The organism is Bradyrhizobium sp. SYSU BS000235, assembly GCF_049747295.1.
In the GTDB taxonomy this organism is placed as follows: domain Bacteria; phylum Pseudomonadota; class Alphaproteobacteria; order Rhizobiales; family Xanthobacteraceae; genus Afipia.
This window is the reverse complement of the sequence record NZ_JBMHJM010000001.1, coordinates 3,784,861-3,796,933: the sequence shown is the minus strand read 5'-3', so window position 1 is coordinate 3,796,933 and position 12,073 is coordinate 3,784,861. Positions and strand designations below refer to the sequence as shown.

Genomic DNA, 12,073 nt, shown 5'->3' with positions numbered 1-12,073 from the left:
CGAGAGATGCAGAAAGATCAGAAGTAGCCCCGACCGTCGGTGCGCGGCGTCAAGCGTATCGATGCGCCGTTGGAGTCGATGATGTAGCTGGGTCCGCCCATAATGGTCTGGCCGTCATCACTATCGACCGTCAGTGTGATGTTGTTGGTCGCGGCGTCGAACTTGCCGTCCACGATCTGGATGGGCCGGGACCGGGTCTGCGAATCCGGGAGAATTACGTTCGTCGGTTCACCCGTCGTCTTCTCAATGATGATGATATCCGCGTCGTCGGATTCGACAGTCACATCGCCCGCCTCGGTTACTGTCCACTGTAAGAGACCGCTGGCGACAACGTCCGTCTCTGCCCCTAGGCCGATCCCAACGTATCGCCAAGTGCGCTCCATATCGCCGAGATAGACACGGACTTGATACGCGCCGCCGACAGCGTGGAAGAAGACAAACCCCTTCTCATCCGCTTGTACTGGATTTCCCATCGCTACGGTTCCAGCGCGATCGCTGTACAATTGCACCAAGGGCTGCCCGGGTATTTCAGCGCGGACCTCGACGTTCGCAAACGGAATAACGTTCCCTGCATCATCCGTGACGGAAAACTGATGTCTCGCCATCGTCATTGTGGCACCCTAAAAAATTAGCTGATCAGTTGACCTGGGGTCCGGCGATACTTCCGCCCGTGACCGTGAATGTGATGAAGGAGAGGCCATCTATCGCGCGCCCGGCAGCGCCACCACCACCGCCTGGTATGCCGGAGAGGCTGCTACCGCCGTCACCGCCAAGAGAGCCGGGACCGCCGCCACTACCGCCACCACCGCTGCCGCCGACGCTGCCGCCACCCCCGCCGCCGCCGCCAAATTCTGAACCACTGAACCCCGGTCCACCGCCACGGCCTCCTGCACCACCCGCACCCGCAGCAATGCCGGCGCCACCGCCGCCACCACCACCAGCGCCGCCGCCGCCGCCGCCGCCACCACCGCCCCAAATCGTTGCTCCGGGAGGAAATTCCACAGAGATCGCTTGCCGAGTAAAGAGCGCCGGGCCGCCCCCCTGTCCTACGCCTCCCGGCACTGCGGCCGACTGCGCGTCCGCCCCGCTTCCCCCTGCGCCACGGATATGCCCTTCGATTATGAGCTTGAGCGTTACACCAGCGGGCCATGTCCCGACATTGAGAGAAGGCAACCCGGTTGAATTCGAAAAGACCTTCGCGGATGACAAGATGCGGCAAATGACCGTTACGCCGCTTTCGGGAACCGCATAGATCAGATCATGAGCCGATCGCAGATTGATATTTGCGATGCTGGTATCGATTACGATCAGATGCGTGAGAGATTCATCCGGCGGCGGATTGTAGAGAACCTCCTCAGCCTCGTAACGAAGGCGATCGGCTGATGGGTTCAACCTCGTGACCTGCACCGGAATATTGACGAGCGCGCCGGTCGCATCCTGTAAGCACCGAGACGAAACCTGGCACCCGCCTCCGGGGGCAAGATCGGGCAAGGAATATCGAAAGAGATCGAATGTCAGCTTTCGGGGCGGATCACGATAGCGGCTGAGCGTGATCGCGCCCAGCCGATCGCTAACAGTCCGTCCGAGCGGTGGAATCCAGCGCGAATTAATGACTTTGATAACCGCTCCGCCATAATCAAGCTCGGCCTGCTCGTCAGTCGTGACAGAAGTCGATCGATAATTTTCGGTATCGTAAAGCTGCTTCAGCGGATTGATTTGACCGAAATACACCTGTACCCGCGAAATGCGCTTGTCGGGCTGCTCTTTGACCGTCAGGGAGCTCTGCAATGCGTTATCGGGCGTAACAGTTAGAGCGTCTGTCACGACGCTACGAAGGACCTGAAGCTTGATGGTGCGCGAAATGTCATCCCACCAGACGACCAAGCAGGCCTGCTGGATCAATTCCGAGATCAGAGTTGCAACCGAGGTAGGCTCGCAGATGTTCGCGGTGTAGAGCCTCGCCAGGAACGTGGACGTTTCGGTCTTCCAATCCGAGAGCGGGATGAACTCTGAGGGGATGCCTGCGTAGTTCACCATCAAGTCGCTGATGATATCCGCCGCGTCCTCTGACTCGTACTGTTTGATTACCTGAACGCGATCTTGCGCCCTATGGCTCTGCGCTTCGGTATTGAGCTGTGCGCGCCCACCCGTGAGGGTCAGTGTATCGCCCGACCGGGTAAACGATACAATTTCTTGGCCGCCTATCGCAGCTAATCCGGATGCGGGGTACTCGGCGTCGCCAATGCCGGCCGGCGACATGGTCGCGCTGGTGGCGCCGCTCGTGATGTCGGCGGACAGGAATCCGTTGTTCATCAACGGGGCTTGCGAGCGATCGCCATCGGCTAATTTCAGAATGTCTTTGGCGACCAGCGTGTATTTTCCGTCCGGCGTCGGGCCGTCGAAACTATCGATGACAAAATGTCGGGCCTCCATTTCGGAGAGTGCCTGGCCGACAAGACCGGTGATCCACCGCACTGCACGGCCACGCAAGAACGGCTGGCGCGCGCGGAACTTCCCCCAAAACGTCCCTTGTTTGAATGGGTCGTAACCTCGTTCAGAGCGATACTTATCGAAACCATCGCCTGTATCGGAATGCGGCGCGTCGACCAGGGTAACATTCAAACTCGCGCGTGTTCCAAGATTTTCACCAAGAGAAACTGTTGCCGGCGAGAACGACACCTCCTTGATGAATGGAAACGCGTCGATGTCGCGAGGTAGATACTCGGTCGATACTGCGAACCGCAGCGTTACCGTGGTTTCCTCGAAATTTTCTCTGTCCTGACAGGTTTTCGGAGTGTTGAAGCACTTGATATCGCCTGTCGTGCCGAGGACCGCGGCGCATGGCGACTCGCCATAAGTCAGCCCGCAAAACGGGATATCGATTTCTATATAGCTCAGCGACTTCATCATGTGATACCGCTCAACGCCCAATCAAGCGCAATGAGGTTGCTTGGCCCTGCTGGCGCCGGCTTCGGGTCATCGGTGAACCACACATAGCCGACCTCATTCGGATACGTGCTCGGGCGCCATGCGAAGAAGAAAGGCACTTCTTTGGCGACCTTGAGAAATGGATCCATGTATGTGCGGAACCACGCTGGCGAGATCAGCGATAAGGGAACGGTAGACTCTCGCCATTCACCAAGCACGATGCGGCCTAGGAAATTCCCGGACTCGCTCATGCCGTTTGCGATGTTTGACTTTCGTCCGTGCGGCAGCGGCGTGTGTCCGACGTAAACTTTCCGCTCGAGGTCCAACAACTTGCCGACGTAGAGAACGGCAGCGCGCGCAGCATCCGAACCCGAAGCCATCTTCAACCTGATCTGAGCCAAAGACTGCGCAACGAAGCGAAGCATCAGGGGCGAGTCGTCTGAAAGGATGCGCGGCGGGACGAGTTCTATCCAAACCCCATCGATCAACCCTTCGACCGATACCGCAATTGCAGCCGTCCCGAAATTGTGACGCGCCACGCCGACATAATCGATGGGGTCGACCTCGTTGACCGTAACGGTAAGATATTGCTCCGTGCTGTCCGCCGCGCGCCATTCAAGGTGCGTCGCTGGATTCGCCAGATTCGATGCTGGGAAGTTGACGTCCTGTGTATCGGCCGCGATCGGCGCCGACAAGAACTACAGAGATATGAATGGCGATACAAAAGCGCAAATGTCGAGAATACGCCAATATTGCAATTCCCACCCTTTGGCCGATTATTCCGAGGCGGTTTTAGACTGGTACCGATCGCTTGCTGTAAAACAATACAACGGCAACTAGGCTTGAACGATGGTGAGGCCGTTTTCCTTGCTTTACGATCGAAGGCGCTCCGCGCGTACCGAAAGTTATGTTTTCGGTTCGTGGCCTTCTAAGAAGGCGTGCTCGACGTGTCCCTTCTCAGGTCCGCCAAGCTCCTGCATCAAGCGTGTCGATGCAGACACATGCGCAACATACGGTGCTTCGTGATAAGTGTGCTGCACATTGCAGAAGATTTCTGTTATCGAAATCACCGCTGGGACTGCTCTGCAGCAATCAATACGCGATCGTCGACGGTGATGGTGTTTCTGCCCATGAACTCCATCTCGAGCAACACCTCGACGTTCTTGCCGGCGATGGTCCCGATCTTCCCCGCCAGAGTTGTGAACGCGCTCGGGATCGGTAGAGACACCTTCTGGCGGGGCGTGCATTGTTTATCGTGGCGCAATCCTTGCGTACCGCGGCGCAATGGCGAAGGTAGACCTTGACAGAGAATTGGCAGTCACCCAGCGAAGGCGCAAAGAACTCGGGATAAGTTTGCGACTTGATCACGCGCTTCGAGTAATGGCTCATGAAGCAAAGTCGGTAAGTGCCTGGCTTGAGGAGCCCTCGGGGACCGAACAACGAACCGTCAGCCCGAGCACTTGGAAACTTTCCACAGAACCGGATTTGAACGAGGCGTGGATGAGCCTCGAAATCTTTCCTCGAAAAACTGCCAAGCAATTCAACTTGCTCCGTGCCTGCCTGTACAATTTTGAGAATTTTAGATCTCGTCATTCAGGTCCGCTCGTCGTGAAAGCTGGCGACGGAGAAATCCTTAAAAACGACCGAGAAACGATCCAAGAAATCGCGAGCACGGCCGAGCGGCTTCTCAACGACTTGCGGGAATTTCAAAACCGATGAGGCCAAAACACGCTTCATGTCCGCGCCTCGTACCAAGGCTTGTCACTTAGCGACTTCCATTCCTTGATCGTTCGGGTCGTCGGCGCGCACCACGGGCGCCGGCACATGACGTAGCCACCGCCGACGGCCAACATCGTCAGCTTGCCGGTGTCGTCGAATTTGACGGCCGGGATATCCCGGGCCTTATCCTTGGGCTTAACCCTTTTGCGCGCGGCCATGCTGTTACGCCGCCTCGCCGTCGTCTGACGTAACACCCTCGTAACGGTCGTCGTCACGTTTCGGCTTTGGTTTGAACCCGAGACCATGGGCCGCGTAGTGTGCAGTAATCTGCTCAACGGTCATCGACTGTCGCGGCTTCGTTGCCGCATCCGCGATGGCCGCAGGCGGCGCCCCGATGCCGAACTTCGGCCCGTATTTCCTCAGCAGATCGGCCTTGGTGAGGCGGTTGGCCTCGCCGACGCGCGCGCTGAGAGCCGAGCCGCCCTCCTCAAGCTCGCACGGTTGTCTGAGAAGATTGCAAAGGCGAAACCACTGACCACGGACGGTGCGCTGGCGATGCTTCAGTACGCCGAGATCCGGATTGAGGGCCCCAACCTCTACGACGACGGAGACAACATCGCCCGCATCATAAAGCGAGCTCGCTCTTTCCTGATCTCTCGAAATCGGAATCGGGCTGCAGCGTGATCCCGATGTCACTTTTCCTCTCAGACATCGGCAAGAAGGGACGCGGCGGCATTGCCCCTCAAGCCGCCGCGTCTATCCTTTTTGGAACCCGACCGGTGCGACTCTATGGAGCCGCGAATCAGGTTGAGCCTCCTCCTGCGCCAATGCTGGCGCTGATTAAAGGAGGATTTGGGATGCCGGCTGCAATCAACACCTACTGCAAGCACGGTCACGAGCTTACGCCTGAAAACACATTCCCTTTGCCAAATGGGAAAACGGAATGCCGAGCCTGCCGCCGGGCAGCCACTCTGCGCTGGCGCGCGCGCATCGCGGCTGGTGCCAAGTTAAAGCGGGAGCCTCGCGAATTCTGCAAACGCGAGCTGCACCTGATGACGCCGGAGAATACCTATTTTTGCCTGAGTAACGGCGTTACATGCCGGGAATGCAAGAGGGCGGCCGAGCGAAAATCGCGGGCTATAGCGCGCCGTGAGGGGCGCTACATGCGGTGCTCCGGCATTCTAACGACCGATGAGACCGACAGCCTGATGCAGGCGCTGAAGTCCGGGCGATCTCTCGCCAGCATCACCGGCACCCAGGGCCACACCAAGAAAGATCGCATTTTAAGCTTGGAACGTTTGAAGTCGTTCCGAAAGATCAACCCGGACATAAACGATACGATCGTGGGGATGATCCTTCTCAACAGACCCAGGAGCATCAAAAAGCCGTGTAGGTCCGATCAGATCATCCGCTCCACGGCAATTCCCAGCAAATACATCACCTGCACAAACTCCTGGATGGATGAGCATGCGATTCCCGCCATTCAAAAAGCTGTGGCGCAGAACGTGCCGTTTTTCATACGCGACGATATCCGGCAGGAATTAATGACGATGGTGTGGGCCGGCGAGATCGCTCTCGATGCCATTCCCGCGATGGCCAAGAAACTCCTGAGAAGCCAGTACTCCTCCTACGATCTGGCATCGAAGTGGGGCCACCGAAGTCTCGATGCCGTGCTGTTCGATGATGGCACCACGACGCTCGGCGACACCATCACGCGCGATCTCTGGGATTGAACGAAAGACGCATCTTGATGATGGACGCAGCACAATCACCCCTATCTCAGGATGCGCTACCCTTAGATGATCGGATTCCAACATTTGAAGAGATCGAAAAATTCGACGCGGCAGCGGCGTGGGACCGGCTATCGCCCGAGCAGCAGCGCGAGATCGGACTGCTGGTGGTCAGATTTGGGACCATCGGACAATGCGACGAATATTACCACGAGACGATTGAGGAAGCCCGGACAGGCTTCATGACGTCCCATTGGAGCGAAGAAGCTCTCGCGCAGTCGGTGCTGCCTCGCGATCAAATCGATCGGGTTGCTGTCGAAGCGCAGAAATCGTTTCAGGCGCTATGTGATCACTTTGACCCGATATGGCCTCAGCTGTTCGGCTGGACAGGGCCGGCATCGTGAAACAGCGGCGCGCCCCCGTACCAGAGCGTGTCCCGATTCAGGACGCCTGCTCGATTCTCGGCAAGAAAGACCGAACCGTCCGGGCGATGGCCGCAACGGGTAAACTGCCGGGGGCCGCTCGAATTGGTGGCGCTTGGACCTTCGACCTTGCTAAGTTGCGGGCCTTCGTCGAACTCAAGGAACGGGAAGCATGCCGAAGCGCAGGGCTCCAAAGGGTTGTTTCTGGCGTGGCAACACGCTCTGGGGGCGCATTCAGGCCGACGGCGACGACGTCAGGTGGTCGCTACGAACAAGCGATCCAGCGATTGCGAAGAACCGGCGCAACGCCGAGCGCGTCCGACAGATAGCTATTGCGAAGTTCGGCGATCACCGTCGGACTTTCCAAGAGGTGATGGAGGCGTGGGTCCCGTTCATTCAGCGTGAAGTCGGAGCGAGGACGGCTGAGCGCTATGCGAGCTCGCTGACGGTCCTGCAGCCGAAGCTGGAGGGCCTATATCTCGACGAGGTCAATAAAGCCCTGATTGGCGAGATCGTCACGTGGCGCCAGACGACGCCGATGATTCCGAAGGGGAAGAAAAAAGCGATCGTCGCCACCAATGCAACGATCAAGCGCGACCTGACGGCGTTGTCGAGCGTGCTCGATTATGCCGTCGACGAGGAATGGCGCGACGACAACCCGGTGATGACGTGGCTCCGCCCGGGCCGGCGCAAGAAATCCCGGCTTAAGGAACGACGGGACCCGATCGTCCTTCCCGAGCACGCGCACATCCAGATGGTCATCGACGCCGCGCCCGGTCTATTCGCGAAGCTGATCTTGGCCGCGCTCAAAACCGGCGCCCGACAGCAGGAGTTGCAGTTCGGCAGACGGACGCAGTTCAACAGTACCGCGCGCCAATACACCATCATCGGCAAGCGCAACAAGCGACGCACCATTGACCTCGAGGACGGCGGGGAGGATTTCGGCTATCAGGTGTTTGCTGGCCTTCCGGCGAGCCTGGAGGGGGACTTCCTTTTCTGGCACCGGGACGAGGCGCGCGGCCGAAAAGAGCAGCCTGTGACGCCCTACATGCAGGTGTCGAGCAACTTCGCGCGGCTTGTCCGTAGCGTCGCCCGACAGGCACAAATTCAGGCACAGGATTTCAGGCCATTTACCTTCCATCATCTGCGCCACCGGGCCGCGGTGGATTGGCTGAAAAGTGGCCGTTCGATCTATGTTTTACAGCAGCGGCTGGGCCACACGACGATTCAGATGACTGAAAAGTATCTTGAGTTTTTGACGCACGAAGAGAAGCTTCGGGTCACGCTGCAGCGACAAGACCAGGCACAAAAACAGGCACAGAAGCAGCGGTTCACAAAGAAAAAAACCGCTTAAGTGTTTGATTTTACTGGTGCCGGTTGAGAGGATTGAACTCCCGACCTTCGGTTTACAAAACCGCTGCTCTACCGCTGAGCTAAACCGGCGCACGGCGAACAGCTACCAGCGCCGGCGCTTCGGGACAAGACCCGTCGTGCCCCTTTGGGAACTTCTGTTTTCCGGAACCGGATGAAGCGCTTGCGCGTCATCGGGATCTGGCTGGAGATACCCCCGCAGTCGGCGGATGATGGCGCGGACTAAAGCCTGTTCGAAGCGAGAAACTCCCGCAGCGACTCGATATCCCCATCGTGGAAACTCTGCCGGAGCTCCGGCGGCGCGCTCCACCCCGGCTCGACGCCCGTCATATCCGGCAATTCATGCGCGATGCCCTTGTGGCAATCGATGCAGGTGCGCTGTTTGGACAGCAGATAGCGGGTGTGAATTTCCGCGGCCCGGTTGGTCTGCTTGGTGAAGTCCATGGCGATGGCGGAATGGCAATTGCGGCATTCAAGCGAGTCATTGGCCTTCAGCCGCGCCCATTCGTGCTTGGCGAGTTCAAGCCGGTGATCGAGAAATTTCTGCCGCGTCGAAATGGTGCCAAAGATCTTGCCCCACACCTCCTTTGATGCCTGCATCTTGCGCGCGATCTTGTCGGTCCAGTCATGGGGAACGTGGCAGTCCGGACAGGTGGCGCGGACGCCCGAGCGGTTGGAGAAATGAACGGTGTGCTGCAATTCCTGAAACACGTTGTCGTGCATTTCATGGCAGGATGTGCAGAACTTCTCGGTGTTGGTGACTTCGAGCGCCGTGTTGAAGGCGCCCCAGAACAAAACACCGCAGATGAAGCCGCCGAGCGTGAGAAATCCCAGACTGAAATATGTGCTGGGCCGGCTCGCAATGTGCCAGAACCACAGCAATAAGGATTTCAGTCTGGCGATCATCTGCCCCTCACCCGCTCACTGCCGCGCGCTCACGGCTTCTGCTCCCGTACCCGAATCATGTCCTGAAAATCATTTGGCACCAGCGGCGCAGCGTCGGTCTGCTGCACGTGGCACTCCGTGCAGAAATATCGACGCGGCGTCACGTCGGCGAGCACCTGGCCGTCACGGTCCATAAAGTGCGTCACGCTGATCATCGGCGCGCCGGAACCTTCGGTGAATTGCCGCCGGTGACAATCGAGACAGCGATTGGTCTTCAGCGTGAGCTGATAATTGTCGATCGAATGCGGAATGACCGGCGGCTGCTCGGGGTAATTGCGCATGACGCGCTTGTCGTCGGTGATCGGACGGGCGAGCGGCGGTGCCGGCACCTCGCTCATGGGCGGACTGGCTCCTGTCAGCCGCGGCACGATCTCCGGCGCGCCCTGTGCGTAGATCGCGCCCGCCACAAGAACAAGAGAGCCGGCTAACGCGGCTCCGAGCAGAGTCCGGACGATTGCCGTCACACCGGAGTGATCTTGACCGCGCATTTTTTGAAATCCGTCTGTTTCGAAATCGGATCTGTCGCGTCGAGAGTGGCTTTGTTGATGAGCTGGCTGGCGTCAAACCACGGCACGAACACGACGCCGCGCGGCATATGATTACGGCCGCGGATGTCGACGCGGGTTCGGATTGCGCCGCGCCGCGATGCCAATTTGATCTCGGCACCCTGATTGATGCCGCGCGCGCGGGCGTCCTCCGGATGCATGAAACAACGTGCGCCGGGAAACGCCTTGTAGAGCTCCGGCACGCGCATGGTCATGGAGCCTGAATGCCAGTGCTCGAGCACGCGTCCCGTGACGAGCCAGATGTCGTATTCTTTATCGGGGGATTCCGCTGGCGGCTCGTAAGGCACAGCAATGATCTTGGCCTTGCCGTCAGGATTACCGTAAAATCTGATCCCTTCGCCGGGCTTGACGTAGGGGTCCAATCCCTCGCGATAGCGCCAGCGTGTTTCCTTGCCGCCGACCACAGGCCAGCGCAACCCGCGCACCTCGTGATACGTATCGAAGGGCGCGAGGTCATGACCATGGCCGCGCCCGAACGATGCGTACTCCTCGAACAATCCCTTCTGCACGTAGAAGCCGAAGGCCTTGGATTCGAAGTTCTCGTAGTCCGGAGATGTCTGGCTCGCCGGGAAGCGGTCGACATTTCCATTGCGATACAGAACCTCGAAAAGGGTCTTGCCGCGGTAGTTCGGATTGGCGTCGAGAATGTTCTGCGGCCACACCTCGTCTGTGGTGAAGCGTTTGGAGAATTCCATCAGTTGCCACAGATCAGAACGCGCATCGCCGGGCGCCTTCACCAACTGATGCCAGAAGTGTGTGCGGCGCTCGGCGTTGCCATAGCCCCCTTCCTTCTCCACCCACATGGCCGCCGGCAGCACGACGTCGGCGGACATCGCCGTCACCGTCGGATAAACATCCGACACCACGATGAAGTTGTCGGGATTCCGGTAGCCGGGATACGTCTCGTTGCTGTTATTGGGTCCAGCCTGGACATTGTTATTCACCTGCACCCAATAGAAATTGAGCTTTCCATCGTGCAGCATGCGATCTTGTTCAACGGCGTGATAACCCGGCTTCTCCGGGATCAAGCCGGACGGAACGCGCCAGATCTCTTCCGCATGTTTGCGATGCTCTGGATTGGTGACGGTCATATCCGCCGGCAGCCTGTGTGCGAACGTCCCCACCTCGCGCGCGGTGCCGCAGGCCGAGGGTTGCCCCGTCAATGAGAACGGCGAATTTCCCGGCTCGGAGATTTTTCCGGTTAGCAGATGGATGTTGTAGACGAGCTGATTGGCCCACACACCGCGGACGTGCTGGTTGAAGCCCATGGTCCAGAGCGACATCACCTTGCGTGACGGATCGGCATACAGTTCTGCCAGCTCTTGCAGGAAACCGCGCTCAACGCCTGCCAACGCCGAAACCTTCTCGAGCGTGTAATCCTTGACGAACCTCGCGTAGGTATCGAAGTCGATGGGCTGCGTCGCTCCCGGATTGGCCGCGCCCTTGGCCTTCGTTTCCATCGGATCGTCCGGCCGCCGCCCATAGCCGATGTCCACGGCGCCTTTCACGAAATTGGTGTGCTTGGTGACGAAGTCCTGGTTCACCCGTCCTGTCGAGATGATGTGATTGGCGATGTAGTTGAGGATCGCGAGATCCGTCCCCGGTTTGAACACGATCGGAATGTCGGCGAGGTCGGAGCTGCGGTTGGTGAAGGTGGAGAGCACTGCCACCTTCACATGCGGATGGCTGAGGCGACGGTCCGTCAGCCGCGTCCAGAGAATGGGATGCATCTCCGCCATATTCGAGCCCCACAGCACGAATGCATCCGCAGCCTCGAAGTCGTCGTAGCAGCCCATCGGCTCATCCGCGCCGAAGGTGCGCATGAACGCGTAGGCCGCCGACGCCATGCAGTGACGCGCATTCGGATCGAGATTGTTGGAGCGGAAGCCCGCGCGCATCAGCTTGGTGGCGGCGTAGCCTTCCCAGATCGTCCATTGACCTGAACCGAACATGCCAAGCGCGGTGGGCCCCTTCTCCTTGAGCACCTTCTTGGCCTGCGCGGCCATCACGCCGAAGGCTTCGTCCCAGTTCACGGGCGTGAGTTCACCGGTCTTGTCGTAGACGCCGTTCTTCTTCCGCATCAGCGGCGTTGTCAGGCGGTCCTCGCCGTACATGATCTTGGAGAGGAAATATCCCTTGATGCAGTTCAGCCCGCGATTGACTTCAGCCAGCGTGTCGCCGTGGGTCGCGACGACCCTGTCACCCTTCACGCCCACCATCACGCCGCATCCGGTTCCGCAAAACCGGCAGGGCGCTTTCGACCATTTGATCTCGAGCGATCCGATGCCCTGCGCGATCGGCTGTGCAGCCGCCGGAATGTTGATGTTTGCGGCGGCCGCAGCAATGGCAGCGGCCTGCGCCTTGAGAACGTCACGGCGAGACAAGGTCATCT

At 58.9% G+C, this 12,073-nt stretch carries 13 protein-coding genes, 1 tRNA gene and 1 pseudogene; 5 read left to right on the top strand and 10 right to left on the bottom strand.

Annotation, left to right across the window (positions count from 1 at the left end; translation table 11 throughout):
- Positions 1-17: 17 nt before the first annotated feature.
- The 4 genes from ACP0KA_RS17725 to ACP0KA_RS17710 all read right to left on the bottom strand — a co-directional run bounded on the left by ACP0KA_RS17725 (position 18) and on the right by ACP0KA_RS17710 (position 4,156).
- Positions 18-611: a hypothetical protein gene (locus ACP0KA_RS17725; RefSeq protein WP_424630044.1), complete on the bottom strand. Its 594-nt coding sequence runs from the start codon at positions 609-611 to the stop codon at positions 18-20.
- Positions 612-636: 25 nt separating this feature from the next.
- Positions 637-2,910: a hypothetical protein gene (locus ACP0KA_RS17720; RefSeq protein ID WP_424630043.1), complete on the bottom strand. Its 2,274-nt coding sequence runs from the start codon at positions 2,908-2,910 to the stop codon at positions 637-639.
- Positions 2,907-3,623, bottom strand: a complete 717-nt coding sequence (locus tag ACP0KA_RS17715) for a hypothetical protein (RefSeq protein ID WP_424630042.1) — start codon at positions 3,621-3,623, stop codon at positions 2,907-2,909. The genes ACP0KA_RS17720 and ACP0KA_RS17715 overlap by 4 nt, the downstream gene beginning before the upstream one ends.
- Before the next feature lie 371 nt (positions 3,624-3,994).
- On the bottom strand, positions 3,995-4,156 hold the full coding sequence (locus ACP0KA_RS17710; protein ID WP_424630041.1) for a hypothetical protein: 162 nt from the start codon (positions 4,154-4,156) through the stop codon (positions 3,995-3,997).
- A gap of 56 nt (positions 4,157-4,212) precedes the next feature.
- On the opposite strand from ACP0KA_RS17710, the gene ACP0KA_RS17705 reads away from it, so the two are divergent.
- A complete protein-coding gene (locus ACP0KA_RS17705) occupies positions 4,213-4,647 on the top strand; it encodes a hypothetical protein (RefSeq protein WP_424630040.1) in 435 nt (144 codons plus the stop codon).
- A 14-nt stretch (positions 4,648-4,661) separates the two neighbouring features.
- On the opposite strand, the gene ACP0KA_RS17700 is transcribed toward ACP0KA_RS17705, so the two are convergent.
- The gene (locus ACP0KA_RS17700; protein WP_424630039.1) at positions 4,662-4,865 is read right to left on the bottom strand and encodes a hypothetical protein; all 204 of its coding nucleotides are present in this window, start codon (positions 4,863-4,865) and stop codon (positions 4,662-4,664) included.
- A gap of 4 nt (positions 4,866-4,869) precedes the next feature.
- Positions 4,870-5,343: a hypothetical protein gene (locus ACP0KA_RS17695; protein WP_424630038.1), complete on the bottom strand. Its 474-nt coding sequence runs from the start codon at positions 5,341-5,343 to the stop codon at positions 4,870-4,872.
- A gap of 131 nt (positions 5,344-5,474) precedes the next feature.
- On the opposite strand from ACP0KA_RS17695, the gene ACP0KA_RS17690 reads away from it, so the two are divergent.
- The 4 genes and pseudogenes from ACP0KA_RS17690 (at position 5,475) to ACP0KA_RS17675 (ending at position 8,153) form a co-directional block, all read left to right on the top strand.
- Positions 5,475-6,380, top strand: a complete 906-nt coding sequence (locus ACP0KA_RS17690; RefSeq protein ID WP_424630037.1) for a hypothetical protein — start codon at positions 5,475-5,477, stop codon at positions 6,378-6,380.
- A gap of 17 nt (positions 6,381-6,397) precedes the next feature.
- Positions 6,398-6,781, top strand: coding sequence for a hypothetical protein (locus ACP0KA_RS17685; RefSeq protein ID WP_424630036.1), 384 nt, complete (start codon positions 6,398-6,400; stop codon positions 6,779-6,781).
- A pseudogene (locus ACP0KA_RS17680) lies at positions 6,742-6,942 on the top strand (helix-turn-helix domain-containing protein); the annotation flags it as partial. The gene ACP0KA_RS17685 and the pseudogene ACP0KA_RS17680, both read left to right, overlap by 40 nt.
- A gap of 29 nt (positions 6,943-6,971) precedes the next feature.
- Positions 6,972-8,153, top strand: coding sequence for a tyrosine-type recombinase/integrase (locus ACP0KA_RS17675; protein ID WP_424630035.1), 1,182 nt, complete (start codon positions 6,972-6,974; stop codon positions 8,151-8,153).
- A gap of 14 nt (positions 8,154-8,167) precedes the next feature.
- On the opposite strand, the gene ACP0KA_RS17670 is transcribed toward ACP0KA_RS17675, so the two are convergent.
- The 4 genes from ACP0KA_RS17670 to napA all read right to left on the bottom strand — a co-directional run bounded on the left by ACP0KA_RS17670 (position 8,168) and on the right by napA (position 12,071).
- Positions 8,168-8,242 (bottom strand) — tRNA-Thr (locus ACP0KA_RS17670).
- A 150-nt stretch (positions 8,243-8,392) separates the two neighbouring features.
- Positions 8,393-9,073 carry a cytochrome c3 family protein gene (locus ACP0KA_RS17665; protein WP_424631646.1) on the bottom strand — a complete coding sequence of 227 codons (681 nt, stop codon included), beginning with the start codon at positions 9,071-9,073 and terminating at the stop codon, positions 8,393-8,395.
- Between the two features lie 32 nt (positions 9,074-9,105).
- Positions 9,106-9,603 (bottom strand): nitrate reductase cytochrome c-type subunit, encoded by a 498-nt coding sequence (locus ACP0KA_RS17660; protein WP_424630034.1) that lies wholly within the window; start codon positions 9,601-9,603, stop codon positions 9,106-9,108.
- Positions 9,576-12,071: a periplasmic nitrate reductase subunit alpha gene (gene napA, locus ACP0KA_RS17655; RefSeq protein ID WP_424630033.1), complete on the bottom strand. Its 2,496-nt coding sequence runs from the start codon at positions 12,069-12,071 to the stop codon at positions 9,576-9,578. The genes ACP0KA_RS17660 and napA overlap by 28 nt, the downstream gene beginning before the upstream one ends.
- Between the last annotated feature and the right edge of the window lie 2 nt (positions 12,072-12,073).